This is a genomic window from Paenibacillus sp. 05T425, assembly GCF_056396205.1.
The window spans coordinates 163,941-189,895 of sequence record NZ_JBFTLA010000009.1; the positions used below are offsets into that span (position 1 = coordinate 163,941).

General features: G+C 52.9%; 24 protein-coding genes. 3 read left to right on the top strand and 21 right to left on the bottom strand.

The features are described 5' to 3' along the window. The first annotated feature begins 134 nt into the window (after positions 1-134). Both AC1DF0_RS21265 and AC1DF0_RS21270 read left to right on the top strand, forming a co-directional pair. The gene (locus tag AC1DF0_RS21265; protein WP_477575229.1) at positions 135-1,664 is read left to right on the top strand and encodes a glycoside hydrolase family 43 protein; all 1,530 of its coding nucleotides are present in this window, start codon (positions 135-137) and stop codon (positions 1,662-1,664) included. Positions 1,665-1,775: 111 nt separating this feature from the next. After that, complete coding sequence (locus AC1DF0_RS21270) at positions 1,776-2,309, top strand: DUF6143 family protein (RefSeq protein WP_477575230.1); 534 nt, start codon at positions 1,776-1,778, stop codon at positions 2,307-2,309. 239 nt (positions 2,310-2,548) lie between these two features. Here AC1DF0_RS21270 and AC1DF0_RS21275 read toward each other — a convergent pair whose 3' ends face one another. The 9 genes from AC1DF0_RS21275 to AC1DF0_RS21315 all read right to left on the bottom strand — a co-directional run bounded on the left by AC1DF0_RS21275 (position 2,549) and on the right by AC1DF0_RS21315 (position 11,355). Then, entirely contained in the window at positions 2,549-3,967 is a 1,419-nt protein-coding gene (locus tag AC1DF0_RS21275; RefSeq protein ID WP_477575231.1) for an LLM class flavin-dependent oxidoreductase, read from the bottom strand. A 53-nt stretch (positions 3,968-4,020) separates the two neighbouring features. Next, positions 4,021-4,851 (bottom strand): ABC transporter permease, encoded by an 831-nt coding sequence (locus AC1DF0_RS21280; protein WP_477575232.1) that lies wholly within the window; start codon positions 4,849-4,851, stop codon positions 4,021-4,023. Continuing rightward, on the bottom strand, positions 4,844-5,710 hold the full coding sequence (locus tag AC1DF0_RS21285) for an ABC transporter permease subunit (RefSeq protein ID WP_475822310.1): 867 nt from the start codon (positions 5,708-5,710) through the stop codon (positions 4,844-4,846). Before AC1DF0_RS21285 ends, AC1DF0_RS21280 begins: the two co-directional genes overlap by 8 nt. 34 nt (positions 5,711-5,744) lie before the next feature. Beyond that, positions 5,745-6,755, bottom strand: a complete 1,011-nt coding sequence (locus tag AC1DF0_RS21290) for an aliphatic sulfonate ABC transporter substrate-binding protein (RefSeq protein WP_477575233.1) — start codon at positions 6,753-6,755, stop codon at positions 5,745-5,747. A gap of 66 nt (positions 6,756-6,821) precedes the next feature. Continuing rightward, a complete protein-coding gene (locus AC1DF0_RS21295) occupies positions 6,822-7,598 on the bottom strand; it encodes an ABC transporter ATP-binding protein (RefSeq protein WP_477575234.1) in 777 nt (258 codons plus the stop codon). A gap of 248 nt (positions 7,599-7,846) precedes the next feature. Further along, on the bottom strand, positions 7,847-8,458 hold the full coding sequence (locus AC1DF0_RS21300) for a TetR family transcriptional regulator (RefSeq protein ID WP_475822312.1): 612 nt from the start codon (positions 8,456-8,458) through the stop codon (positions 7,847-7,849). Between the two features lie 257 nt (positions 8,459-8,715). Continuing rightward, entirely contained in the window at positions 8,716-9,186 is a 471-nt protein-coding gene (locus AC1DF0_RS21305; RefSeq protein ID WP_477575235.1) for a hypothetical protein, read from the bottom strand. Between the two features lie 73 nt (positions 9,187-9,259). Then, the gene (locus AC1DF0_RS21310; protein WP_477575236.1) at positions 9,260-10,678 is read right to left on the bottom strand and encodes a sensor histidine kinase; all 1,419 of its coding nucleotides are present in this window, start codon (positions 10,676-10,678) and stop codon (positions 9,260-9,262) included. Beyond that, positions 10,675-11,355: a response regulator transcription factor gene (locus tag AC1DF0_RS21315; protein ID WP_477575316.1), complete on the bottom strand. Its 681-nt coding sequence runs from the start codon at positions 11,353-11,355 to the stop codon at positions 10,675-10,677. Before AC1DF0_RS21315 ends, AC1DF0_RS21310 begins: the two co-directional genes overlap by 4 nt. Before the next feature lie 217 nt (positions 11,356-11,572). Here AC1DF0_RS21315 and AC1DF0_RS21320 point away from each other — a divergent pair, with 217 nt between their 5' ends. Continuing rightward, positions 11,573-11,995, top strand: a complete 423-nt coding sequence (locus AC1DF0_RS21320; RefSeq protein WP_477575237.1) for a DUF4395 domain-containing protein — start codon at positions 11,573-11,575, stop codon at positions 11,993-11,995. 43 nt (positions 11,996-12,038) lie between these two features. On the opposite strand, the gene AC1DF0_RS21325 is transcribed toward AC1DF0_RS21320, so the two are convergent. From AC1DF0_RS21325 to AC1DF0_RS21380, 12 genes are all read right to left on the bottom strand, one after another. Further along, entirely contained in the window at positions 12,039-13,025 is a 987-nt protein-coding gene (locus tag AC1DF0_RS21325; protein WP_477575238.1) for an oxidoreductase, read from the bottom strand. A 24-nt stretch (positions 13,026-13,049) separates the two neighbouring features. Next, the gene (locus AC1DF0_RS21330) at positions 13,050-14,654 is read right to left on the bottom strand and encodes an extracellular solute-binding protein (RefSeq protein ID WP_477575239.1); all 1,605 of its coding nucleotides are present in this window, start codon (positions 14,652-14,654) and stop codon (positions 13,050-13,052) included. A 17-nt stretch (positions 14,655-14,671) separates the two neighbouring features. Then, the gene (locus AC1DF0_RS21335) at positions 14,672-17,050 is read right to left on the bottom strand and encodes a helix-turn-helix domain-containing protein (RefSeq protein ID WP_477575240.1); all 2,379 of its coding nucleotides are present in this window, start codon (positions 17,048-17,050) and stop codon (positions 14,672-14,674) included. 198 nt (positions 17,051-17,248) lie between these two features. Further along, positions 17,249-18,379: a glycoside hydrolase family 88 protein gene (locus tag AC1DF0_RS21340; RefSeq protein WP_477575241.1), complete on the bottom strand. Its 1,131-nt coding sequence runs from the start codon at positions 18,377-18,379 to the stop codon at positions 17,249-17,251. A gap of 57 nt (positions 18,380-18,436) precedes the next feature. Beyond that, positions 18,437-19,318 (bottom strand): carbohydrate ABC transporter permease, encoded by an 882-nt coding sequence (locus tag AC1DF0_RS21345; protein WP_442048501.1) that lies wholly within the window; start codon positions 19,316-19,318, stop codon positions 18,437-18,439. A gap of 11 nt (positions 19,319-19,329) precedes the next feature. Next, the gene (locus AC1DF0_RS21350) at positions 19,330-20,208 is read right to left on the bottom strand and encodes an ABC transporter permease subunit (protein ID WP_475822518.1); all 879 of its coding nucleotides are present in this window, start codon (positions 20,206-20,208) and stop codon (positions 19,330-19,332) included. 113 nt (positions 20,209-20,321) lie between these two features. Next, positions 20,322-21,962 (bottom strand): type 2 periplasmic-binding domain-containing protein, encoded by a 1,641-nt coding sequence (locus AC1DF0_RS21355; protein ID WP_477575242.1) that lies wholly within the window; start codon positions 21,960-21,962, stop codon positions 20,322-20,324. Between the two features lie 423 nt (positions 21,963-22,385). Beyond that, positions 22,386-22,517 (bottom strand): hypothetical protein, encoded by a 132-nt coding sequence (locus AC1DF0_RS21360; RefSeq protein ID WP_477575243.1) that lies wholly within the window; start codon positions 22,515-22,517, stop codon positions 22,386-22,388. A 48-nt stretch (positions 22,518-22,565) separates the two neighbouring features. After that, a complete protein-coding gene (locus tag AC1DF0_RS21365; protein WP_477575244.1) occupies positions 22,566-23,054 on the bottom strand; it encodes a PDDEXK family nuclease in 489 nt (162 codons plus the stop codon). A 359-nt stretch (positions 23,055-23,413) separates the two neighbouring features. Further along, a complete protein-coding gene (locus tag AC1DF0_RS21370; protein ID WP_477575245.1) occupies positions 23,414-24,160 on the bottom strand; it encodes a tyrosine-protein phosphatase in 747 nt (248 codons plus the stop codon). Continuing rightward, positions 24,160-24,993 (bottom strand): carbohydrate ABC transporter permease, encoded by an 834-nt coding sequence (locus AC1DF0_RS21375; protein ID WP_337104150.1) that lies wholly within the window; start codon positions 24,991-24,993, stop codon positions 24,160-24,162. Before AC1DF0_RS21375 ends, AC1DF0_RS21370 begins: the two co-directional genes overlap by 1 nt. Positions 24,994-25,009: 16 nt before the next feature. Next, the gene (locus AC1DF0_RS21380) at positions 25,010-25,954 is read right to left on the bottom strand and encodes a carbohydrate ABC transporter permease (RefSeq protein ID WP_442048496.1); all 945 of its coding nucleotides are present in this window, start codon (positions 25,952-25,954) and stop codon (positions 25,010-25,012) included. Position 25,955: the final 1 nt, after the last annotated feature.

Genomic DNA, 25,955 nt, shown 5'->3' on the forward strand with positions numbered 1-25,955 from the left:
CTCTCTTTTTTTGCGTTCATGAGTAGCAATTCAATCTATGGCTTGTTAAATGGGCAGAAGAATAATATAATAATTTCATTAATCGATTAATGTTTATATGAATTATTATAGGTTTGAACAGGGGGAACACCACTTTGAACAAAAGGACAGCTTTTATCGCGTCCGTATGCGTTCTCGCATTAATGAGCGCTTGCAGCGACAACGGTGGCGGCAACAACGTGCGTAACCAAAATACGAATAGCCCCGCCCCCACGACCGTACCTAAGGCAGAAGCTAACACGAATAGTTTGGAAGCGATTACAGAAGATGAGCCTCAGTTCAAAAATGCATCTGTACACGATCCGTCGATTATTAAAGTCGGAGATACGTTCTATGTGTTCGGCTCTCATCTCGCGGTGGCCAAGTCGAACGATCTAATGAGCTGGGAGCAGTTGAATTCCAGCGTCTACGACGAGAATCCCATTATTCCGAACGTAACGAAGGAAATGAGCGAAGGACTGGAATGGGCCGAGACAGATACGTTCTGGGCTGGCGACGTCATTCAGCTCGCGGACGGCAAGTTCTATATGTATTACAGCATGTGCAAAGGCGATTCGCCCCGCTCCGCGCTCGGCATCGCCGTTGCGGACAACGTCGAAGGTCCTTATACGGACAAAGGCTTAATTCTCAAATCCGGTATGTGGAATGATCTCGGCGCAGACGGCAAGTTATACGATGCTACCGTCCATCCGAACGTCGTTGATCCGAACGCGTTCTTCGACAAGGACGGCATTCTGTGGATGGTATACGGCTCCTATTCCGGAGGAATTTTCATTATGAAGCTTGATCCGGCGACGGGGCTGCCGCTCGAAGGGCAAGGCTACGGCAAGAAGCTGCTCGGCAACAACCATAGCCGCATAGAAGCGCCTTATATTCAGTACGTCGAAGAAACCGGCTACTATTACCTCTACCTATCGTACGGCGGCCTTGATGCGATAGGCGGCTACAATATTCGTGTCGCCCGATCCGAGAATCCAGACGGTCCTTACGTCGATTCGGAAGGTAAAGAGATGATTAACGCCTTCGGCGCATACGGCACTTTGTTCGATGATTTATCCATTGCCCCCTACGGCGCTAAGCTAATCGGCAACTTCCAGTTCGAGAACGTAGAAGGTGAAATTGCGAATATCGGAACGGGATACGTATCTCCCGGCCATAATTCCGTTTATTACGAAGCCAACTTGAATAAAAACTTCATTATCTTCCATACCCGCTTCCCGTCGCGCGGCGAAGCGCATGAGGTTCGCGTTCATCAATTGCTTATGAATACGGAGGGCTGGCCCGTCATAACTCCGCATCGATACACCGGCGAGACGGCGGAGAAGGTTGATGCTGCGGAGATTGTCGGGGCTTACAAGTTCATTAACCACGGTAAAGAAATTACCGCCGATATTAAAGCTGCCGCGATGATCGAGCTGCAGAAGGACGGCAACCTAACAGGCAGCGTCCAGGGAACGTGGAAGAACACCGGGGACTACACGGTCGATATTACGATAGACGGGATCGTCTATCATGGCGTTTTCCTCCGTCAATGGAATGAAGGAACGTTGTCTTACGTCATGACGTTCAGCGCCCTTTCCGATGAAGGTATCGCAATATGGGGAAGCCACGTCTCCAAGGAATAATTTCATACCGTTAATAATTGTTCATCGTTCCTCAGATGCCTCGTTATAGGCATGTTCCAAGATTCTAATCATATGGTGGAATAGAAGCGAATCTGGAAGGACGGTGCAGCAATGTATTCCTTTGGCCCGCCGAACGTGGTCGATATCACCAATCCGTTCATCAAGTCATTGCAAGGAAAGTATTTCATGGGGGAGACGGATCAGCTTCAGCCGACGGATTCCAACCGCGTCTGGGCTGCGCTCGTCAACCCGCCTCATTCCGGCGTTAATCTATTTTTTGACGTATACGTCATTAGCAATTTGTCGCATGAGCCTCTCGTCTCGCAAATCTGCTTCTGCAACGGCCTGCCTACTCGCGGCATGATGTCGCATGAAGTATCGGCAACGAATCTAACGATACATCCGAGACCGGCGCCTTGCGGACAGGTGCAATTCGGCAGCGAGCTCGATCCTAAGACGCTCGGCGCCGTCCCCGTCTCCACCCGGGTCATACCGGGCTACTCGAGTATTACGAGCGAGAAGGACGGCCGCTGGATCTTCGGCCCAGGCCAATCGCTGCTGTTCACGCTGACCGGACCGATGTACCGCTCCGCCCCTGCCGTTGTGTCATTCGGCTGGTGGGAGGAGCCGGTGGGAAGATACTGAGCTGAGTTGCCTGCTGTGAGGAGGCTCATTATTCAATGAGGCTAATCTCATAGAAATCATGCCTGCTCACGCGACCGCTTCCTATTAATGAAGAAAACCTCACTGCTCATGAACCTAGCTTCATGGCGAGTGAGGTTTTCTTCACTATTACTATATTAAGCCCTGATTCGGTCAGATTTAGTGAGATTAGCCTCATTAAACAATGAGGTATGCTCACTTCACTTCACTTCATCATCGTCTCACTGACCCGCAATCGCCACATCGTTGCTGCCAGCGGCAGCAAGCCCGATCGCGCTCGCTTCTCTTTGCTCACCTTGCACCGATGCCCACTTATTGCGGAAATGTCCGATGCCGGGACGCTCAAGCCCTAGATGCTCGCGCAGCGTGCTGCCGGTGTATTCTTCGCGGAACAGACCGCGCTGCTGCAGGATCGGAACGACTTGATCAACGAAGTCGTCGAGTCCGCCCGGCAGCACCGGAGGCATAATGTTGAAGCCGTCGCAGCCGTACTCGTCGAACCAATGCTCCATGAGATCGGCTAGCTGCTCGGGCGTTCCGACGAATTGCATATGTCCCCTCGCGCCAAGTATCCGTCTGCCAAGCTCCAGCATCGACAGCTGCTCGCTGCGCGCCATATCCATAATAAGCTGTACGCGGCTCTTCATGCCGTTCGACTTCTCGACCGGATCCGGAATGTCCGGCAACTGATCGTCAAGCGAGTAACCGCTTAGATCGATGCCAAGGAATGCCGACAGGAAGCCGGTAATCGCCGAACGAGGAATTAGCTCCTGCAGCTGGCGGTAACGAGCTTGCGCTTCTTCCACCGTCGCGCCGAGAATCGGCGACAGGCCCGGCATGATTTTCATGCTGCCGCGTTCCCTGCCATAGTCCGCCAGCTTGCTGTTCACGCTCTCGTAGAACGTTTTGGCCGCTTCCAGCGATTGCTGCGCCGTGAAGATGACCTCTCCCGTGCTTGCCGCGAAATCCTGTCCCGGCCCGGACGAGCCGGCCTGGATCAGAACAGGATAGCCTTGCGGCGAACGCGGTACGTTAAGCGGCCCGCGCGTTTTGTACCAATTGCCCTTGAAGTCGACCGTCCGCACCTTCGAACCGTCCGCGAATTGTCCCGCCTCGCGGTCGAGCACTAACGCATCGTCTTCCCAGCTGTCCCATAAGCGAGTAACCGCATCGACGAATTCACGAGCCATCTCGTAACGAAGGCCGTGCTCGGGATGCTTATCCTTGCCGTAGTTGAACGCCTCGACATCCTGCTGCGACGTCACGATGTTCCAGCCTGCGCGACCGCCGCTAATATGATCGAGCGAAGAGAACTTGCGCGCCACGTTGAACGGTTCGTTGTACGTCGTCGATACCGTTGCCGTCAGACCGATCTTCTCCGTCGCCCCCGATAATGCCGACAGCAGCGTAATCGGCTCCAGCATGCCGGCAACCGCTTCATCGACGCCCATCACATACAGCAGATCCGCGAAAAAGATCATATCGAACTTGCCGCGCTCAGCCGTCTGCGCCAGCTTGCGATAAAAGTTAATGTCGAACATGCCTTCCACGCCGGAATCAGGATGACGCCAGCCCGCATGGTGATGCCCGGTATAGTAGATGAATGCTCCGAGATGAAGCTGCTCTTTTCTCGTTCCCATAGTTGTTACCTGCCCTTCTCGTCTCTTCTGCTTTACTGCCCCTAATAACCAGCTTAACCTTTATACGTATCGCGCCAGCGCAGCCACTTTTTCTCCAATAGCCGTATGGCCGAGTCCGACAGCTTGCCGAATACCGCGAATATAATAATACCCACGAACACGATCTCCGTCTGCGAATACGCTCTTGCGTCCTGAATCATATAACCGATGCCGGCGCTCGTTCCCATCATTTCGGCAACGACGAGCAGCAGCCAAGATACCCCCAGCGATAATCGTACGCCTAGCAAAATGTTCGGCAGCGCCGTAGGGATAATAAGCTTCGTTATTTGCTGCAGCTTCGTGTATTGCAGAATCCGTGTTACCTCGTACAGCTTCGTTTCCGTGCTGCGAATGCCGAGGAATGTATTTACATATACCGGGAAAAACGCCCCAAGTCCAATGAGCAGCACCTTCGAGAACTCGCCGATTCCGAACCAGAGGATGAACAACGGAATGACTGACAATAGCGGTACGGTCCGCAACATTTGCAGCGAAGGATCAAGCGTCTTCTCGACGACTTTGCCAAGTCCGGCAGACAGCCCGAGCAGCAGCCCAAGCCCGCCGCCTAGCAGGAATCCTAATCCAGCGCGATAAGCGCTTATGCCGAGATGCTCGAACAACTCTCCGCTGACGCATAGATCAATGAAGCTTTTCCCGATAAGAACAGGCGATGGCAGCATCGTTCTAGGCAGCAACTCCAAGCCGCTTACTAATTGCCACACCGCTACGATGACAATGGGCACTAACCATGCATGCGTCCATTTCGGAAAAGAATCCAACCAATCGCGGCGTTCCTCTGCCTGATTCGCAGGCTTCGCCTTGTTAGCAACAACCTGCTCAGCCATGATTGCCGCCCCCTTTGTAGCTGTCCTGCCAGCGCAGCAGCCGTTTCTCAAGCAGCTTCACCAGCGAGTCCGTTATTTTACCCACAGCCGCGAAGACGATAATGCCCACGAATACAACCGTTGTAATCGAGAAATATCTAGCATCGTTAATGAGGAAGCCGATACCTGAGCTCGAGCCCATCATTTCCGCAACGACGAGTCCCAGCCAAGCTACCCCGATCGACAGCCTTACGCCTAAGAAAATATTCGGCAGCGACGCCGGCAGCACCAGCTTCGTAATCAACTGCCAGCGGCTGAATTGCAGCACGCGGGCAACGTCGAACAGCTTGCCGTCAACCGAGCGGATGCCAAGAAACGTATTGACGTATAGCGGGAAGAAGGCGCCTTTGGCGATAAGCAATATTTTCGAAGCTTCGCCGAAGCCGAACCATAGAATGAACAACGGCGCGAGCGCCAAATGAGGCAGCGTGCGCAGCATTTGAAGCGACGGATCGATAAGCCGTTCCGTCCGGTACGAGAAGCCTACCCATAAGCCTGCCGCCAAGCCGATCGCTCCGCCTAGCAGGAAACCAAGCAAGGCGCGCCAGAACGAAATGCGCAGATGAAGGAACAGCTCGCCCGATGCCGTCAGGTTAACGAACTCCTCTATAATCTGGCCCGGCGTCGGGAGCAGCGTCGGATTGAGCTTGCCCATCATCCCGGCACTTTGCCAAATGACGAGAATGATGACCGGTACCAGAATACCCAGGAACAGATTAAACGTTTGAATCTGGAGACGGCTGCTCGGCCGTCTCTTCGATTTGCTCTTGTTTGCCGCAATGGATGGCGCCGCCAACTTCTCCGTGCTTGCTTGAGCCATGACTTACGCCTCCTTTCCCTGTATGCTCAGCCGCTTACTTCAGCGGCGATTTCAATGCTTCTTCTATGAAGCTGTTATCGAATACATCAGCTACTTTAATCTCCTTGCGAATCGACTTGATCGAATATTGGAAGTCAGCTGTTTTCTGCTGCTCGGCAATAATGTCGTCGGTTACCGGAATGCTGATCGTCTTGGAGCGCTTGAAGATGCCCTCGATAAGCGCCTCCGGCACTTTGCGTTCCTCCGCATAACGTTTCAACGCTTCGTCCCAGTTGTCATTTTCCCAAGCCAATGCTTTGTTAAGCACTTGCAGATAAAGCGTAACAAGCTCCGGATAGTCCTTCGCGAACTGCTCTCTTACGATATTGAAGGAAGGAGACAAGACGCCAAGCTGCTCGCCGTCAGTCAGCACGCGCGCTTTGTCCGTTAGCGTATTGAGCGTAATGTTCGGATCCCAAGTTGCCCAAGCGTCAACCTTGCCAGTCTCGAACGCCGGTTGCGCTTCATCCGGCTGCAATTGGATAATTTCCAGATCGGAAGCTTTAAGCCCCGCTTCTTCCAAGCCGCGATAAAGGAAGTTGTAGGCGTTGCTGCCCTTTGCTACCGTTACTTTTTTGCCTTTCAAATCTTCAATCGTTTGAATATCGCTATCCTTTGGCACGATGATGGCCACGTTGTTCTTGCCTTCAAGCGCCTGCGAAATGACTTTGAACTTGATGTTCGCCGCTTGCGCCGCGATGATCGGCATATTGCCTAGACCTGCAAAATCAAGTCGGTTCGAAGCCATCGCTTCCGTCATCGGAGGACCGCTTTGGAACTCCGCATATTCAACCTTAACGCCCAGCTTATCGAATTCTTGCTCGAACCATTTCTCTTCTATGATCTTGCCGAATAGTCCGCCGCTGCCTTGATATCCGATCTGAACGGTCAAGCCCTCGTATTTGTTGCCGCCGTTTTCGGATTTACCGCCATTGTTCGTTGCGCAGCCGCTAAGGAACACCGCTACCACGATTATTGCTGCCGTTAACCATTGCAATCTTTTCATAATTGTTTCTCTCCCTTATCCCTTATATTTCTGTATGATGGTTTGCCGAGTTAAAATTTCACCGTGTTAAATGCCTGCGCCTACATCAATCTCCGGTCCTTCGACCTTCTCGAATTCGCTGAGCACCTTCGTCCGCAGCTCTTGGAAGGAGCTACCTGTCCGCTTCCGCGGGAACGGAAGATCGATCGGCAGTATGCTGCGAATATGGCCCGGCCGCGGATTCATGATGACGACCCGTTCTCCGAGGAATACCGCTTCGTCCAGATCATGCGTTACGAACAACATGGTCGTTCGATTTTTCTGCCATATATCGAGCAGAACTTCTTGCATATGCGACCTTGTGAAAGCGTCGAGCGCGCCGAACGGCTCATCCAGCAGCAGCACATCCGGACTGCGAAGCAGAGCTCTTGCTATCGCTACCCGCTGCGCCATCCCGCCGGACAGTTCTCGCGGATACGATTTCTCGAACCCCTTGAGCCTCACCAGCTCGATCAGCTCGTCAACCCGCTTCCTCACTTCCGGCTTCTTCAGCGACAGGTTGGCGGCGATGTTTTTCTCAACCGTGAGCCAAGGGAACAAACGCGGCTCTTGAAAAATAACCCCTTTCTCAATGCTCGGCCCGTCAATCCGTTTCCCGTTCAGCAGTACCGTGCCGTCATAGTGAGTGTCCAGCCCCGCGACGATCTTGAGCAATGTGCTTTTGCCGCAGCCGCTCGGACCGATGATGGTTATGAATTCGCCTTGCTTCACCTTCAGCTCGATTTGATTCAGTGCAATAACATCGCCTGCCGGCGCTTTGAACGTCTTATTCAATTGCTGGACAACGAGTATGTCGGTAGCCATATGTGTTCCCTCCTCAGACGGTTTAAATATTATTCATACCTGAATACTTGGTATTATGTCTAAAATAAAAAGACTTAACGTTTCGCCAGGCTAAAGCTGCCTCCCTGGTTCATAATTCACAAACGTCAAATCTCCAGTTGTCTGGTAGACTCGAGTAATGTAATTGTCGTTTTCACAAATTGAACGTTGATTCGGTTTGTATGTTGATTATTTTTACATGACTTCTCAATCGTTGTCAACAACATTTTTTAGCGGCTTGCGGAAGACTTAGCCTCGAACAATCGGATTATCGCAGCGACATCCATGTCTATCGGCACCTCGTAGCCCGGCATGCGCTGGAGCGTTAACCCTTGGATGAGGCTGACGAAATAAAACGCTAGTTGAAGCGGATCACCCTCGATGATTGTTCCGTCTTCGATTCCGTCGCGCATAATGTTCGCAACCGGCTGCAAATTTGTCGTAAAACGATCCGTTACCGCCCGTCTGATCTCATTCGGCGTTGCATCGGATAAGCGCGCGCTTTGCATCAGAATGGTGAACGCCCAGCTCGTCTGAATGGACAGCCACGAGGAGCAGATCGTAGTCAACTTCGTAAGAGGCGGGAACGTCGTCTTCGAAATGTCCGTCACATGAATCCCGTAATTCGTCTGTCCTCTGCGAAGCACCTCGCTGAATATTTCGTCCTTCGATTCGAAGTAGTGATACACGTTGCCGATACTAACATCGGCCTCCTTCGCAATGTCCTGCATGCTCGTCGGCTGGAAGCCTTTGATCGCCATCACTTTAAGCGCGCTGTCCAATATCTGCTCGATGCGCCGTTCTCTGGCGATGCGATCCTTCTCTGGATTCCTTGGTGACATGACTTAATCCGCCCTTTCTATGTTCCAGTCGTCAGTTATGGAGACATTATACAGAAATTCGGGCAAGCTTCGCCAACAAAATGTTCAGTCAGCCACGTTTGCCCTCTTATCCAGCAGCAGCTTCCTTCATGCTCATCCATTGCACTTTCTGCAATGAGAAGAGATGCTGGACCGCCAGCGAAAAAAAAGATAGAGCCCCTGCCAAAACAACGCAAGGGAACTCTATCTTTATTCAGTTTCTACGCTCGCGCGACGCGCTACAGCTTGAGGCTAACGATAAGCAGCACGGCAATGACTGCCGCCGCTATAATCGCCGACACCGTCAAGTAACTCGACAAGTTCACCGTTTGCGAAGCCGAGGCTTGCGTTGCTCCGGAAGCAGTGCCCGCCAGATTGATCCTCTTCCTCAGCTTACCCCCGAATATCCCCGTTAATATAAGCGATAACAGGGCGATCGTGCCTCCGCCTTTCTCCATTACGTCCAGCCATAGCGGCTTGTCCGAACCCAGCTCCATCTGAATGAGCATGAGTACTCCTGATACGAGAACAAACAGCGCACTCGGGTGCGAGATCAAGCTGAACGCGCGCGTTATTTTGCCAATTAAAATATTCGCTTCAACCGTGCTCACATTCTTCCTTACGAGCGGCAGCACAACCAATATCGTCACCAGTGAACCTATCCATAGCGCGAGACCGGCCAAATGCAGAAACAACAATAATCCAAACATTGCGATCATCCTCCAGTCCGTTCAATTCCCCCTCATTATCGGGAGGAAATATGAACGCACGATGAACGGAGTGTTACAAAACGTCCTGTAGTTGGTGTTTTGGAATCTTTACGGTAATGATCGTTCCGACGCCTAACTCGCTCTCCGCGGTAATTGTTCCTCCGTGCAGCGTTACGATATCCTTCGCTATGGACAGGCCCAGCCCGCTCCCGGAGCGGCTTCGATCCCGCGACCTGTCCGCTTTGTAGAACCGCTCGAACAGATGCTGCACTTGGTCGGCCTCGATGCCGATCCCCGTATCGCTCACCGTAACAACAACTGCCTCCGGTTGTTCGGATTGAATCGCAATTCGGATTGCGTCTTTTTTGCTCGTGAACTTCATGCTGTTAACGATCAGATTCAGCCACACCTGATAGAGCAGCCCCTCATCCGCGGTAATCGTCGTCTCCGGCAGGTCGAGCGTCAGCTCGAGCCCCTTGCTCGTCCACTCCCACTCCAGCAAAATGATGATTTGGCGAAGCTGCTCATCCAGCCTGTACGTCGTTACATCGGGCATGCGCGACTGATTGTCGAGCGCCGCGAGCGTCAGCAACTGCTTGCTTAATGCCGATAAGCGCCTGCTCTCCTCATCGATAATGTGCAAGTATCTTTCCTTCTCCTCAAGCGTCGAACCCTCATCCAGAACGGCTTGCACGAATCCTTGAATCGACGTGAGCGGCGATTGAATTTCATGGGACACGTTAGCGACGAACTGCTGCCTCATCTCGTCCAGCTGCCTCAGCGATAAGGCCATTTCCGTAAAATGCCGCGCCAAATTTCCGAGCTCGTCCTGCCGTGCCACATCGAGCGGCACCTCAACATCGAAGCGGCCGCCGACCAACCGTCTCGTTGCTTCGGTGAGCTTTTTGATAGGCTTGACGATATACGTCGTGAAGATAACGATCAAACAGAGGCTGAATACGAACGTACTGCCCAGCAGCACCGCCATAATAATCCGAATATCGCCAAGCTGCTGCTGCAGATCGGGACGGATGAACAACGCGTAACGCTCACCGTTCACCGTCATCGGAACGCCTACCGTATTACGCAAGCTATCTTCGAACAGATTGGACACCGACAACCAGCCCCAACCTGAGGCTGTGCCGTAATACAGTTCTCCGTTCAGCACGCGTTCCTCGTCAGCTGGATCAAGTCCTCCTCTGCGGAATGACGAGCCGTAAAACGCCCCTTCCTTGCGGTCGTTAACKACATAAATCTGGTATCCGAGATTAGCGATATGAGCCAAATAGCTGTCCATGGCAAGCTGCGGCGTCTTCTCCAGCAGCGTCTTGATTTCATTGCCGATCTGAACGGCCTTCCGTTCATTGCCCGTGAGCAGCTTGGACTGATAATACATACTGGAGCATAACAATCCCGCTATGCTGCTTATTAAACCGATGAAGGCGAAGGTGAGCACGATTCGGACGTAAAGCGACTTCGTCTTTATTTTCATCTGCCGGGCACTTCCAGCTTATAGCCAAGCCCTCTTATCGTTGTTAGGACGAGGTCTTGCTCCCGGCCTTCGAACCTCTCACGCAGCCTCTTTATGTGTACGTCGATCGTGCGGCTATCACCCATGAAGTCCGAACCCCATATAAGCTGCAGTAATTGCTCCCGCGTGAAAATCCGACCCGGGTGACCCGCTAACTGCGCCAGCAGCTGGAACTCCTTCAACGGCAAAGATATTCGCTCCTCGCCGATCCACACTTCGTAACTGCCGCGATCGATGGTAACTTCATTCAGCCGAATGATTTCTGACGACACCATCTGATAGCGGCGAAGCAGTGCCTTGATGCGGAACAGCAGTTCCTTCGGATCGAACGGCTTCACCATGTAATCGTCCGTCCCCGCCAAGAAACCTTGCTCTTTATCCGCCATCTCCGCCTTCGCCGTCAGCATAAGAACGGGAATGTCGTAGTACGACCGAATTTCGCGGCATAGCGCCAACCCGTCCTTCGACGGCATCATCACATCGACGACCGCCAGATGAATTTGCACTTGTTCCATCAGCACCGATGCCCGCTCGCCATCCTCCGCCTCGAACACTTCATACCCTTCCTTGCGCAAAAAAAACCGAAGCAGTTCGCGTATATGCTTATCGTCATCCGCAATCAAGATATGAACTCTCATAATTGCCGCACGCTCGCTTTCCATTCGTTGCCCTGCCCCTGGCAGGTTATTTCTCCTAACTATGCTATAAAAGGACGGGTATTTCAATGCGGACGGATATCGCAACCTTTTTTTGCGATATTGTTCGACTGGAGCATCTGATCTATTGCTAAAAACGATGCTTCGATCTATAATCAAATTAATTAGTTTAATTCCGATAAGGAAAGTTGGTATACACATGAAAGAGATACCTATTCCGTACGTGCGAAGCAATCAGGCCGGTATTGTGATCTTCTTAATAGCGTTTTTCCTTACGCAGGCAACATGGATTATTGCGGCATTGTTCGTTATTCAGGCGATTGGCCTAATATTCGGGGCGAAGGCGAATCTGTTCATTCGGATCGCTCGTCCGTTTCTTACGGAGCTCGTAGCCAAGTCCCAGACGGAAGCAGCCGAGCTGCAACGATTCAACAACTCGCTTGCCGTAGGCTTCCTCACTTTGTCGTTGATCAGCTTGTTATTCGGCTGGACAGCGGCAGGCAACATCTTTGCGGCGATGATGGGCGCTGCGGCGTTCGCCGCGCTGCTCGGCTACTGCATCGGCTGCACCGTGTACTTCCAATACAAGCAATTCCGCGCACGCAGATTGCAACGCGGATAAGACAAAAAGCGCTACCCGCTCACTACGGCGGATAGCGCTTTTTTTATATTTTCACGACCATCCGCTTGCGCGAATCCCCCTCTAGCATGCGCTTCGTATACGCCGCAACCTGTTCCAGCTCGATAACCTCGCTCATGGCATCCAGCTTATCCAGCTTGTAGCGTCCGGCCAGCAACTCCCATACGTGGAGCCGCTTCTCCATCTCCGCCATAACCGAATCGACGCCGATCAAACGCACGCCCCTCAGAATGAACGGATAAACGGAGGTCGGGAGATCGATTCCACCCGTCATGCCGCTCGCCGCTACAGCCCCGCCATAATTCAAGCTCGCGATAATCGATGCCAGCGTTTTGCCGCCGACGCAATCAATGGCTCCCGCCCATAACTGCTTGCCTAGCGGTGCGGATGACTGGGAAACGACTTCTTCCCTCGAAACGACGCGTTTAACGCCAAGCCCGAGCAAATACTCGCCCATGTCCGCCTTCCCCGAGCTTGCCGTCACTTCATAACCTAACCGGGAAGCCATCGCTACCGCTATGCTGCCAACACCGCCGGATGCTCCCGTGACGAGCAAAGGTCCTTTATCCGGCCGGAGTCCGTCCCGTTCCAGCTCGTACAACGATAACGCCGCAGTGAAACCAGCCGTTCCGAGCGCCATCGCATCCTTCATCGTCAAGCCTTCAGGAAGCTTGACCGCCCATTCCGAAGGCACTCGCGCATATTCGCTATAACCGCCATAATGGGAGACTCCAAGTCCATACCCTGTAATAAGCACTTCCTCACCTGCGCGATATCGTCCGTTTTCACATGATACGACAACGCCCGCGAGATCGATGCCCGGAACGAACGGATAGCTGCGAACAATATGGCTCCCTGTCTTGCACGCTAACGCATCTTTATAATTGACGCTGGAGTATGCGACCTTGATAAGCAGATCGCCCTCCGGCAGATCATCGATCCGCAACGTCCTCACCTTCGCCGTTACTTCCTCGTCCTGCTTCTCCAGCACCAGTGCGCGAAAAGAATCCATTTATCCATTCCTCCTGTCGCTCTTCTATTGCGAGTTATACCGTTTCAAAGCCGCCTCTTGGATGGCAATTGCCCGATCAATGCCAAGCGCTTTGACTTGGGAAACCAAATCGCCATAGGCTTCGACCGGCTCGGTCCCCAGAATGATGCGGAGCGACATTTCGTCGACGAGCGTCGTCACGTCCTGCATAATGGCCGACAGCTCCGCGTTCTCCCGCTCGGTTTTCTGAACGGGAGGAAGCATATATTTATCCGCATCCGTGTCTGACCAAACGACCATCGCGTCTTTCTGTTCTTTCATCATATAGTACTGCTCCAAGTATTGCACATCCTGCACGAAGGGTCCGAAGTAGCTGGCCCGGCTGTACATCGCAAGCGCCTGGGCCGGCGCAAGCTTGTCCGGGTTGCGAAGAATAAGGTCTGTATACGTCGGCTTGTCGCCTTCCATCGTATAACTGACGCCTTCGATACCGAAGTTGAAGAGCAGATGCCCTTCAGGTCCGTAACCGTAGTCCAGCATGCGGACGGCTTCCGCCGCCTTGTCGCTCTTGGCCGAGATGGCAACTCCTCCGCTGCTCATATAAGAATAGACGCGCTGGCCGAACTTCGGGCGTTCGCCGTCATGCAGCACCGGATACGGTGCGGGCACGAAGCTTGCCTTCTCATCAAGCTCTCTGACGATCGGCGTCCATGTACCGATGCCCGCGCCCGCATTCCAGATCGTAGCGCCGCTCCGGCCGGTAATCATGCTGGCGTCCAGCGTCTTCGTATCGACGGTGGCCATGTTCTTATCGAGCAGCCCTTCCGCATACCACTGCCGGAACAAAGCTAGAAACTGCATATACCCCGCCTCTATGGGTCCGAACTTTACCTTTCCTTCGCCGTCCAGATAGAACCCTTTCTTAACGCCGAAAGCTCCAACGAACCCGCCGTTCTCGATGCCGAACAACGGGTTAGGCGTACCGAGGAATGACATCGGCGCTTCTATGCCCTTTTTCTCCTTGAACGCGACAAGCATGTCATGCCACTGATCAATCGTTCGCGGCAGCGGAAGCCCCAGCTCGTCCAGCCAATCCTGGCGGACAATCGGACCTTGATACGTGCGCAGCCTAACGTCGCCTTGAATAAAAGGAAAGACGTAATAGCTGCCGTCGGCCGTCTTGATCTGCTTATCAATCTCCGGATGCTCCGCGAGATACTTCTTCAGGTTAGGCGCATACTGCTCGATCAGATCGTTAAGCCGTAAAATATATCCGTCCTTAATCGCCTTCTCCGGTCCGCCGGGGAAGTTCGCCCACTCATACTCGATGACATCCGGCAGTTCCCCCGATGCAAGCAACACATTGATGGCCTGCTTCGCTTGATTGGCGGGCGGCTGAATGAACTGCAGCTTCACCCCCGTACGCTTCTGCCACTCTTGGAAGAAAGGAACGTCCTGGAAGCTCGGCTTCACGCTAGCCGCGTTGCCGTTCAGCTCCGCCCAATATGTAAGGGTGCTTCCGTCGCCCGCAGGCTGTGAAGTAGGCGAAGGCGAAACCGCCGCGTCATCAGTCTGCTTGCATGCTGCAAGCAGCAGAGCAACGACTAGTATTATCAGGATCACACTTCTCGCGCGATATCGTCGTTCCATGTTTCCCTTCACCTCTTTCACGGCGTAATCCGCTTCCCATCATGCATTTCCTTATATTTGCCCGGCGTAATGCCTTCGTATTTCTTAAAAACCCGAATGAACGTCGCCGCATCATTGTAGCCAACCAGCTTCGAAACGTCGCTTACCGATTCTTGATGCAAGACCATCCATTCCTTCGCCCGTACGATGCGATGCTTATGCAAATAATCCAGCAGCCCTTCGCCTGTCTGCGTCTTGAATAGCTTAGACAAGTAACTGCCCTTCAGGTCAAAATGCTCTCCGATCGTATTTACATTCAGATTCGAATCGCCGTAATGCTGCTCAATATGCCGTTGCACGCTGGCTGTAAGCTCGCGGAGCGACTCTGCACGCTCCGTCGTAACATTGGACTCCATCCTCACCGAAGCGAATGCGCATACATTCTTCAGCAGCGTCACCAACTCCTGCCGCATTTCCTGAATCGTGTCGCAAGCGATGATCTTATCCATCCAGAGCGGATTGTCGCTCAGCACGCTTCCCTCTCCGTCGCCCAGCTCATTAATCGCCTTAACCATCGTACCGACCAGGTTGAACATGAAGCACTTGGCGAGCGTAAGCGATAGGATTGGTTTCTGCGTATTTCGATCCATAATATCGTTCATGAAGGCTGAAGCCTGCTCGAAGTCGCCAATTTTAATGAGATTAATTAACTGCTGCTCGGCCTGCAGCGGATAGTAATACCCGAATTGTACCGCTTCCTCGGGATTCAAGCGAATTTCGTCGTACGTAATGATCCCTTTTTTGCCTAGCACCATCTTATACTCCATCGCATCAACAGCCTCGCGATAAGCCGCGGCAATACCGGCCAAGGATGCATGCTTGCCTCCGACGGATACGGTAAGATCCATCTCGTACCGCACCAGGAAGCGCTGCGCATCGGTTGCGATCGCATGCAAATCGTCCTTGTAGGATTCCGCCCTCTCCTCGCATAAGCTCACCAGACAAACCATCATATCATCAATTTCCGCAACGTAGCCGGCATGTCCATGCTCGGATACCAGCTCTTCGACAACGTTGCTAATAATAAACTGGATTAACTTCCGCCGATCGTTCGTATCGATGCCCGGCAGCTTCTCGTATAGGCTTTCATCATTTTCCACAACAAATAAAATAACGGCAAACTCATCCGACAACAGCTTCATATGGAACGACTTGAACGCTTCCTCGTACGGAATCGGCGAATCCAGCTTCCCCTTCATCAGCCGATTGATCATATTCGAGCGCAATACATTCTGATGGGATTGCAGCTGCTGCGCGATGGTTTCCTTCTCGCTTCTCGTCTTGCTGATCGCCCGCTGGATAAAGCTGAGTTCGTTCCACTCGGTACGCTCCTCCGTCCCGTTCTTGTCCGACAACAGCCTGACGAGCTGCTGGATCGGCGAATAGTTGCGGCGCATGAAAAACCACGTCAGCACGCCCGCGCCCATAATGCTGATCAACACGCTGACGAACGTGAACTTGCGCACGTACTCCGCCTTCTCCCAGTAGAGGCTGCTCGGAATGACGAGCGCATACTTCAGATCGGATACCGACGACTGCACGTAAAAGATTTCCGAATCCCCGGCCTTCATCGAGGCAGGCATCGCTTCCCCGCCGCTTTGGACGCTGTCCAGGATGACGTCTTCACCCGACTGCTCCGGCAAGTTGGAGAGCAATACCTCATTGTTGCGGTTCATAATGAGCACGTAACCGCCGCTGAAGCCGGAAATGTTGTCGATCGCATCCAGGAACCGCGACGTGTCGGCCATAACGACGACCGTTCCCGCTTCCTTGCCGTTCAAGTCCTTCGGCAGATGCGTAATATACGCAATCGCCGTCTGCGGCGGCGCGGCATCCAGATGCGGTAGGAGCGTGAATTGGTTATGCTCGGAACGCTCGATGGCGGAAACCCATTGCTCGTAGTCCATTTCACCAGTCCGATGCAGCGTATAGAAGGCTGTTTCCATGTCGCGGATATTACCCGAACGAAGCACGGAACCCTCCCGCTCCCATGTCACATAGAACTCATCGATCGCCGCATAGGAGGTCTGATACATCCGGAACTCCTTCACCAACTGATACGCTTCGAACTGGGCGTCGGCCTCCGAGCGGCTGGAATACATAAGCGTCTGCAGCTTCGCGTTCCACGTCATTTCCATTGTAAGCCGCTTCATCAGATCGATCTGATTATCGATGGTATAGCGGACCTGCTTCAGCAACGAATCGTTGGCCCGGTGAATTTCGCTGCTGAGCGCCGCGCTTGATTGGGAGTAAACGATCAAGCTGATCAGGATGGGAACAAACAGAACAGCGCTATATGAAATGAGCCATGTGACGATAATGCTTTTTCGCTTCTGCCATATCTCTCGAATATTCAAGCTAAGTCTCCTCGCCTGCAAGTTGCCTATTAGACCCCTATTATAACCAAAAGATCGCGGAACGAGGAATGTGCAAAACATTCAAAACGATTGACGAAACGTCCACACGCCCTCCAAATAGCGCCATAACAGCACAAATAACCCGAATGGAAAAGTCCATTCGAGCTATTCGCGCTTCTTCTTCTGCTGCTGCTTAGACTAGAACACCCGCTGCTTCCAGCCGTTCAGCTTCGCAACCGCCTCGACGAAGAAATAGTCGCCGTAAATCAACGACACGTCGACGTTCTGCCCCGCCGGCTTATGCCCCGTTCCGTGCTTCAGAATGGCTTCGTGCTCGGCGTCGTCCCAAGTGCCATAATTCGCATAAAGCGAGCCGATCATCCGCTCCGCCGCTTCGCGGTAGACGCGTCCTTCCTTCTCCGCGAGCAGTCCCGCAAGCTCCAACAGACCGGAAGCCGCGATCGCGCCCGCCGAGCTGTCGCGCGGCTCGCCTTCCAGCGTCTCGCTTGCGCGGAAGTCCCAATGCGGAACATGGTCCTCCGGCAGATTCGCGAGGAAATAGTGGGCTACGCGCTGGGAAGCGCGCAGATAGGCGGCATCGCCCGTATAGCGATACGTATTCGCCATGCCGTACAGCGCCCAAGCCGCTCCCCGGCTCCAGCCGGAATCGGGCGCGGCGCCTTGGCCGCCGAGCGTCTCGTCATATTCGCCCGTGAGCGGATCGAAGCAGACGATATGGCGAACCGAGCCGTCCTCGCGGATGAAGTGCTTCAGCACCGTATTCGCGTGCGCCGTCGCGATCTGCGCGAAGCGAGGATCGCCGCTTTCCAGCGACGCCCAATACAGCAGCGACAGATTCATGCTCGTATCGATAATGGACCAGCCATGCATATTGCCGTTCCAAGCTCTGATGAATTGGCCGTTCAGATTGAATCGGCCGGCCAGGAAGTTCGCCGCGAACAGAGCGCGGCGCTTCGCATCCTCATCGCCAGTGAGACGGTGCTTCACAACCGCGGTAGGCAGGAAGTGAAAACCTACGTCGTGGTCGAACGAGTTCGGCAGAAGCATCTGGCGCTCCAGCCTCTCGTCCCACTCCCATGCCGATTCTTTATAGCGATCTTCGTCAGTCACCTCGTGCATGACCCATAATAGCCCCGGCCAGAAGCCCGACGTCCACCAGTCGATGCGCTGGTCGTCGTATTTGCCGTCCGCCCCCGCCACATGCGGCGACTTCGCGCCGATTAACGCGATCATCCGATCGACCTTGGCCTGAATGTCCTGCCAGATGGACGGAATATCCGTTATATTGCTCGTTGAGTGCAAGTGCATAACCCGTTCAAACTCCCTTCTCCCCGTACAATTTGTTAATGGACTACGTGAATCCCTTTACCCTTTGAGTGAGCCTACCATAACGCCTTTGACGAAGAAACGCTGGACGAACGGATACACGCAAAGGATCGGTACAGTCGCGACCATAATCGTCGCGTATTTAATCGTTTCGCCGATCTGATGGCGGTCTCCTGCCGAAGCCCCCGCCGACATGCTGTCGGTCGAGTTCGCGATCAGTATCTCGCGCAGCACGAGCTGCAGCGGGAACAGCTCCCGGCTCTTAATGAATACCGAAGCGTAGAACCAGCCGTTCCACTTGTCGACCGCATAATACAGGATCATAACGGCGATAACCGGCATGGAGAGCGGAATGATGATCCGGAACAGGATCGTAAAATGGTTCGCTCCGTCGATCTTCGCCGACTCCTCCAGCGTATCGGGAATGCCCATGAACGCCGTACGCATTATGATCAGATTGAATGTGCTGATTGCGAACGGCACGATGGTCGACCATAGCGAGTCGAGCAAGCCGACGCCCTTCACGACGAGATACAGCGGGATCAAGCCGCCGCTGAAAAACATCGTGAACACGATGACGATCATGAACGCGTTGTTCCAAAGCACGTTCTTCCGCGACAGCACGTAAGCGCCAAGCGCCGTCATGAGCAGATTGAGCATGAGGCCGAAGAAGAGAATAAACAGCGTATTTTTGTAGCCGATCATGATGCCTGGATTGTCGAACACGCTCTTATAGGCGGCAATAGAGAACCCTTCCGGCTTCCATAGAATGCCCTTGTGCACGATCAGCTGACCCGCGTCGCTGAACGACGCGAACAGCACGTACAGGAGCGGATACAGCGTAGCGATGACCAGCAAGCTCAGAATGCCGTATATGCCGATGTCGAACGCTCTTTCTTGCAGACTCGTATCTTTTTTCATTTTGCCTCACCTCACCATAAGCTGCTTTTGTTGACTCTGCGGCTAATATAATTCGCGGTAATCAGAAGAATCAGGTTAATAACGGAATTGAACAAGCCGACCGCGGAGCTGTAGCTCCAGCCGAACTCCAGCAAGCCCTTCCGGTAAACGAACGACGAGATGACGTCGGCCGTTTCGTACGTGACCGGATTGTACAGCAAGATGATTTTCTCGAAGCCGACGTTGAGCAGGTTGCCCATGCGAAGAATGAGCATGATTGCAATCGTAGGCATGATGCCTGGCAGCGTAATATAGAAAATTTGCTTGAACCGGCTCGCGCCGTCCATTCTTGCCGCTTCGTATTGCTCCTGGTCGATGCTCATCAGCGCGGCGATATAAATAATCGACTCCCAACCGATGCGCTGCCAGATTTCCGACAAAATGTAGATCGGGCGGAACAGCTCCGGCTTCTGGAGCATCGCCTGCCCGTCATAGCCAAGCGTCATGAGCAGTCTATTGATAATGCCGTCAGCATTCGTAAAGTCGGTAATGATCCCGCAGATGACGACGAGCGATATGAAGTAAGGCATATACGTGATCGTCTGAGCGACGCGCTTGAACGACTTGCTGCGAACCTCGTTGATGAGCAGCGCGAGCAGAATCGGCGCGGGAAACTCGAAGATTAGCGAATATAAGCTGATGACGATTGTATTCTTAAGGATGCGAACAAAGTAATAGCTGTTGAAAAAATCATAGAAATGCTTAAGCCCGACCCAGTCGCTGCCGAGAATGCCCTTCATCGGCGAATATTCCTTGAATGCGATCAGCGCGCCGTACATCGGTGCATAATGAAAGATGACGTAATAGGCAAGAACGGGAATCATCATGATGTACAAATATTTATTAAGCATAAAATCGCGCACAAACCTGCTTTTTACCACTAGCTAGTCACCTCGATTCAAAAAATGGGACGAGGGCGGCGGTCAGCGCCGCCCCGCCCCCTCCTTTACGTCTAACCTTGCCGTTACCGGCTGTTGTAGCGCTCCAGAGCGGCAGTCTGAATTTCGATTGCGCGATCCAGGTTAAGCGACTTCATCTTCTGCACGTAGCTTTCGAACTGGTCCGGGGAATCCGAACCCAAAATAATTTTGAGCGTCATTTCGTCCACGAGCGTGTTCACGTCGTTCATAATCGTCGCGAACTCGGTGCTCTCCTCTGGCGTAGGCGTAATCGGAGGCAGGCTGTATTTGTCCGCGTCCGTCTTCTGCCAGATGTTCACCGCGTCGCGCTGCGTTTGCAGGGCGAAGAACTGCTCGGCGTAACGTTTGTCTTGAATGAACGGACCGTTGTAGCTGCCGCGAGCATAAAGCGAGATCGCTTGCGCCGGAGCGAGCTTGTCCGGATTTTTCATCAATAGATCGGTATAAGTCGGGTAGCCGTCCTGCATTTCGTAGCTGACGCCTTCCTTACCGAAGTTGAAGAACATGCGGCCTTCCTCGCTGTAACCGTAGTCCAGCATACGAACGGCAAGCTCAGGGTTTTGCGCTGCGGTCGTGATGGCAACGGTACCTTCGGACGCGTACGCTTTATGCTTCTGACCGAACTTCGGCGTATCGCCCTTCTTAAGCACCGGATAAGGCGCTGCGACGAGCACGGCCTTTGGATCGTTAGCCGCGACAAGCGGCTGCCACTTGCCGATGCCGCCGCCGGCATTGCCTACCGTTGCGCCCGTTGCGCCGGAGGCGACATTACCGTCAAGCGCCTTCGAATCGGCGGTGGCGATGTTTTTATCGATCAAACCTTTTTTGTACCAGTCACTGAATAGGCTGAGATAATCTTTGTAGCCGCTCTCAGCCGGACCGAACTTGACGGCGCCGTCTTCTAAGTAGAAACCTCTCGTCACGCCGAATGCGCCGAGGAACGCGCCGTTGCCGGATTCGTTGAAGAAACGCGGCTTGCTGACGACCGCGAACGGCGCCGCTGCGCCTTTCTTCTCCTTGAATGCCGTGAGCGTAGCCGTCCAATCGTCGATCGTCTCCGGAACCGGGAGGCCTAGCTCGTCAAGCCAGTCTTGGCGAACGATCGGCCCTTGGAACACGCGAAGATACTCGTCGCCGCGAATGAACGGGAAGGCGTAGTAGCTGCCGTTGTCGGTTTTKACCATTTTGTCGATGTCGGGATTTTCTTGCAGGAACTTCTTCAGGTTAGGCGCATACTTGTCGATCAGATCGTTCAGCTTCAAAATATAGCCGTCGTTGATCGCTTTCTCCGGACCGCCCGGGAAGTCGCCCAGGAAGTTGAATTCGATCATATCCGGAAGATCGCCGGATGCGAGCATGACGTTAAGCGCTTCTTTCACTTGGCCGGTTGGCGGCGCGGTGAAGTCGAGCGATACGCCCGTTTGCTTCTGCCAGTCTTGGAAGAAAGGCACTTCGCTGTGCGATGCTTTCACGCCGATCAAGTTGCCGTTGATTTCTCCCCAGTAGGACAGCTTCTTGTCTGTCTTAATCGGATACGTTGTCGCTTCGGCGGCATTCTGTGTTTGGTTCGCCGAATCATTTGTATTGGTGTTGCCGTTTGCTGCGTTCCCCCCATTAGAAGAACAAGCGATTAACGTCGTTCCCAGCACCGCGATGCCGAGTGTTGTTGCTAACAATCGTTTCATGGCTAAACCTCCGCTTGTGTTTAGTGAGATGCATCTCTCCTACACAGCGTAGCGGATGCCAGCATCCTCCCGATATGTGCAAAACGCGAAAAACGATGTCGATTTCGTCGCACCCCGAGTGACGATTTCGCCAAAACGCTTATCGCGCGCTCGATGGACGAATGACGATTTGTACAATCGCATCGATTATCGAGCCAATTCGCACCTTTCCCCGACGCACCATTTGCATATGGATGGATTTTGTCCAATCAAATGGCCTCTTCCGGCAACAAAGTTACTTTTGAATGGAAAACATCCAACCTAATCCGCCCATTCCCCGCCATTCCACCAAAACCGCTCATTAGCCTGTACAAAATCCATTCAAACCTTAAACCTTGAACGATAAGGCGTATTAGATTGGATGAAATCCACTCAAATGCTTATTCAGGAAAGGAGAAGATCAAGCGTGCCTTCCCTCAGCTCGTAATACAGCACGCCTCGCCCGCTGCTGATCGGATGCAGCCACCCTTTCGCCACCAACGCCTGGAGCCACTTTCTCGCCGTACGGAAATCCACTTCCATCTCCTTGGTAACATCAATCGGTCTAATGGAGCGTCCTAAGTGTCAGGCAAGCCGCAAAACCTCTTTTTCCACAATAACCGCCGGCTTAGCGTGATCTCCCAACATAACCGACTTGCTAACCGCCAACTGCAGCAGCATGCGGCAAACCTCCGGCCGTTCCTTAATGTCATCAAACGAAAAGTGAAGCATCCTCCATCCCATGCCCGTCAGAAAGGAATCTCGGTTCAAGGAGTAGCTGGAGCTCTGCCGATCCATGTCCTTGACATGGGATTGGAAGCCGTCGCATTCCAAGCCGAAACGGCCAAGTGCCGGCAAAAAAGCGAAATCAAGAAATTGCGATTTCCGATTCCAATCGTACACCTCATACTCCGGATGCAAATGTTCGAAGCTTCCGAATAACGGCCACCATACGTTTTGCAAAAACAGCTTTTCGGCGTAACCGTGTCCCCTCTCCAGCCTCCCCTTGCGTTCTCCGCCCCTGCTGGCCAAATGTCCGTCTACGAATGCCTGATGCGCCTTCTCAAAACTCATGCTTATTCCCTCCTCTAATTTGTGAACGCAAAAAAAGAACGTTCCTGTGCCATTGGCATCAAGAACGTTCTTCGTTCGCTTGTGTGTTGACCAAATTATAGCATCCTTGCGACTCTGCTTCCATAGCAATTGTGCTTGATTGGAAATCATCCAATCAAAACGGGCGATTCATGTGGAAAGTTACTTTTAACTGGAAAACATACAGGCAAATGCGTGCGATCGAGCTCATTCGGTTCATTTGGCGACTTTTGACTGTACGAAATCCAGCCAAACGAGATCTGTCGCCAATTAGAGGGTGTTTGAATGGATGAAATCCAACCAAACACCCAATTGTGGACGAAGGTGAGCTAGGTTGAGATTTACGGCTGCAGCAGCATCCGTTTCAAAGCTGCCACTTGCCCATCGCTAAGCCCGATCTTTGCGAAGTAACTTTCCGCGCCGCCGAATGAACCATGCAGATGGTCGAGCATCATCTCCATGTTGCTTGGCGCGCTGCCCAGGAACAGCTCGTACATCTCTGCCGGAATTTGCTCTGGACGGTCCTTGCGCAGCTCATCCATGATCGGCGCGAGATTGACCTCCGTCTCGGCATAATCGGCTACGATGACCGAGCGCTCGACGCCTGCCAGATCAAGCAGCAGGGCTGCGACGACGCCAGTACGGTCTTTGCCCGCCGCGCAATGGAACAACACGCCGTCGCCTTCGGCTTCGGCCATTCGCTCGAACACTTCGCGGAGCAGGTGTCCGCACTCGTCCAGCATATTGACGTACATGTCGCCCAAGCTGCGAATATTCATATTGGTCGATGTCGCCGGATTAATCAAGCTAATGTTGTAATAGTTAGCGCGCTCCGAGCCGTTGAAAACGTTGCGCTTCTGCGCCAGCTCATGAGCATGGCGCAGGTCAATTACGGTGCGTACGCCTATTCCCACAATCGCGTCTTGGTCGTCATCCGTTAATCGATGCAGTCCGTCCGCGCGCAGGAAACGTCCTTTTTGCACCGATAGCCCTTCAGTCGCCGCATAACCGCCGATATCTCTTACATTATAAGCACCTTCCAGCTGGAGAAGCCGTTTGTTGCTGTTGCTGTCTATTGTCGTTGTCATTATTTCAGTCCGCCTTTTACGAAAGAATCGATAATTTGTCGTTGCAGCATAAGATAAATGATGAGTACGGGCAAGCTAGCGATCGTCGTCGCCGCCATAAGCGCTCCCCACATATTGCCGTCGGAGGAGATGAACATTTGCAGACCCTTTTGGATCGTCGTATTTTCCAGCTTCGTCGTCACGAGGAGCGGCCAGAAATAATCGTTCCAAGAGGTGATGAACAGCAGAATGCCGATCGAAGCGACCGAAGCCTTCAGATTCGGCATGATCGTGCGCCACAGCAGGCCCCAATCGGAAGCTCCGTCCAGCCTTGCGGCTTCGATCAGCGTTTTCGGATACGATTTGAACGCGTTGTACAATTGGAGCACGGCGAACGCCGAAGCAATATTAGGTACGATAAGACCCATCAAATGATCGCGCCAACCAAAGCCGCTGATCGCGACATAGTTCGGAATCATAATGACTTGGAAAGGGACGAGCCATGTAAGCGCGATTAATCCGTAGATCAAGCTGCTGCCGCGGAATTCCCAGCGAGTGAACGCATATGCCGCCAATATGCTTGTAAAAAGCTGCATAACTGTCTGAATAATAGCCACGACCATGGAATTTCCCAGCATGCGACCCATCGGAATGGCATTCCATGCTTTGACGTAATTATCGAAAGTAATATGAAGCGGAATTAAGCTTGAGGTAAACACTTCGGTCTCCGGTTTCAAGGAGGTTACGACCATCCAATAGAGCGGAAAAACCGCCAGCAGCGCGAGCGCGATCAATGCAGCATGCTTCACCGTAGCAGCCGTATAAAAACCCGCCTTGCGTCCAGCCTTCTCCATCTTCGTTCCCTCCTCTCTAGTTGTCGAAGAACGACAGCTTTTTCGTTAATTTCATGAACAGCCAAGCAAGCACGCCGAATCCGAGGAAGAAGACGACAGCGGCTGCCGAGCTCGCGCCGATATTGAACGATTGGAAGCCGTACGTCCACAGCAGGTAATATATGTTTGTCGTCGTGTTGAAAGGTCCTCCTTGCGTAAGCACGTTAATATAAGAGAAGCTCATTTCCGATGCGAAAAGCGTGCTCATCATGGCCATGAACAGAATTGTCGGCGAGAGCAGCGGCAAGAGAACATGCCAAATGATTTGGAACCCATTCGCTCTGTCAATCTTGGCCGCTTCAATGTATTCCTTGTTGATACCCGTCATTGCCGCCGAAAATATAAGCGTACTGAAGCCGATCAGCTTCCAGCCTGTGATGAACGTAATCGACCATATCGCCCAATGCTCGTCGGTGAAGAAACGGATCGGTTCAGACAGATGAAACCAGTCGACTAACGCCTTGTTCAATATCCCGTTCGTCGGATGCATGATCCAGCGCCATACGGACGATACGGCAACCGGCGCCATGATCATCGGCAAGAAAATGAGCGCGCGATAGACATTGCTCGCCTTTCTTCCGATATTGTCCGTTGCGATTGCGATAATAAGCGGAATGATAAGCGAGAATGGAATGATGCCCACCGTGTAGATCAGCGTATTCCAAAGCGCGATGCCCATCTCGGGCAGGTTGAACAGATTGGTGAAGTTCTTCAATCCAACGTACTGCTTCGGCGATGTAGGAAGCAAATTCCATTGGTAGACGCTTAGCTGGAACGTCTGCAGCAGCGGCTTATAAATCCAAAAGCCGATCGAAACAAGAGCCGGCAATAGATAGATGTACGGCTTGATTCGGCCAAGCCTCAGCAGGAACGACTTGCGTTCCTTGCTTTGCGGCTTCGCTTCTGCTGCATGACGGGTCATG

Excerpts from the sequence above, each read along its gene's own strand:
- AC1DF0_RS21270 (WP_477575230.1), top strand. The coding sequence starts at position 1,776 with ATGTATTCCTTTGGCCCGCCGAACGTGGTCGATATCACCAATCCGTTC.
- AC1DF0_RS21275 (WP_477575231.1), bottom strand. The coding sequence starts at position 3,967 with ATGGGAACGAGAAAAGAGCAGCTTCATCTCGGAGCATTCATCTACTAT.
- AC1DF0_RS21280 (WP_477575232.1), bottom strand. The coding sequence starts at position 4,851 with ATGGCTGAGCAGGTTGTTGCTAACAAGGCGAAGCCTGCGAATCAGGCA.
- AC1DF0_RS21285 (WP_475822310.1), bottom strand. The coding sequence starts at position 5,710 with ATGGCTCAAGCAAGCACGGAGAAGTTGGCGGCGCCATCCATTGCGGCA.
- AC1DF0_RS21290 (WP_477575233.1), bottom strand. The coding sequence starts at position 6,755 with ATGAAAAGATTGCAATGGTTAACGGCAGCAATAATCGTGGTAGCGGTG.
- AC1DF0_RS21295 (WP_477575234.1), bottom strand. The coding sequence starts at position 7,598 with ATGGCTACCGACATACTCGTTGTCCAGCAATTGAATAAGACGTTCAAA.
- AC1DF0_RS21300 (WP_475822312.1), bottom strand. The coding sequence starts at position 8,458 with ATGTCACCAAGGAATCCAGAGAAGGATCGCATCGCCAGAGAACGGCGC.
- AC1DF0_RS21305 (WP_477575235.1), bottom strand. The coding sequence starts at position 9,186 with ATGTTTGGATTATTGTTGTTTCTGCATTTGGCCGGTCTCGCGCTATGG.
- AC1DF0_RS21315 (WP_477575316.1), bottom strand. The coding sequence starts at position 11,355 with ATGAGAGTTCATATCTTGATTGCGGATGACGATAAGCATATACGCGAA.
- AC1DF0_RS21320 (WP_477575237.1), top strand. The coding sequence starts at position 11,573 with ATGAAAGAGATACCTATTCCGTACGTGCGAAGCAATCAGGCCGGTATT.
- AC1DF0_RS21325 (WP_477575238.1), bottom strand. The coding sequence starts at position 13,025 with ATGGATTCTTTTCGCGCACTGGTGCTGGAGAAGCAGGACGAGGAAGTA.
- AC1DF0_RS21330 (WP_477575239.1), bottom strand. The coding sequence starts at position 14,654 with ATGGAACGACGATATCGCGCGAGAAGTGTGATCCTGATAATACTAGTC.
- AC1DF0_RS21340 (WP_477575241.1), bottom strand. The coding sequence starts at position 18,379 with ATGCACTTGCACTCAACGAGCAATATAACGGATATTCCGTCCATCTGG.
- AC1DF0_RS21345 (WP_442048501.1), bottom strand. The coding sequence starts at position 19,318 with ATGAAAAAAGATACGAGTCTGCAAGAAAGAGCGTTCGACATCGGCATA.
- AC1DF0_RS21350 (WP_475822518.1), bottom strand. The coding sequence starts at position 20,208 with ATGCTTAATAAATATTTGTACATCATGATGATTCCCGTTCTTGCCTAT.
- AC1DF0_RS21365 (WP_477575244.1), bottom strand. The coding sequence starts at position 23,054 with ATGAGTTTTGAGAAGGCGCATCAGGCATTCGTAGACGGACATTTGGCC.
- AC1DF0_RS21370 (WP_477575245.1), bottom strand. The coding sequence starts at position 24,160 with ATGACAACGACAATAGACAGCAACAGCAACAAACGGCTTCTCCAGCTG.
- AC1DF0_RS21375 (WP_337104150.1), bottom strand. The coding sequence starts at position 24,993 with ATGGAGAAGGCTGGACGCAAGGCGGGTTTTTATACGGCTGCTACGGTG.
- AC1DF0_RS21380 (WP_442048496.1), bottom strand. The coding sequence starts at position 25,954 with ATGACCCGTCATGCAGCAGAAGCGAAGCCGCAAAGCAAGGAACGCAAG.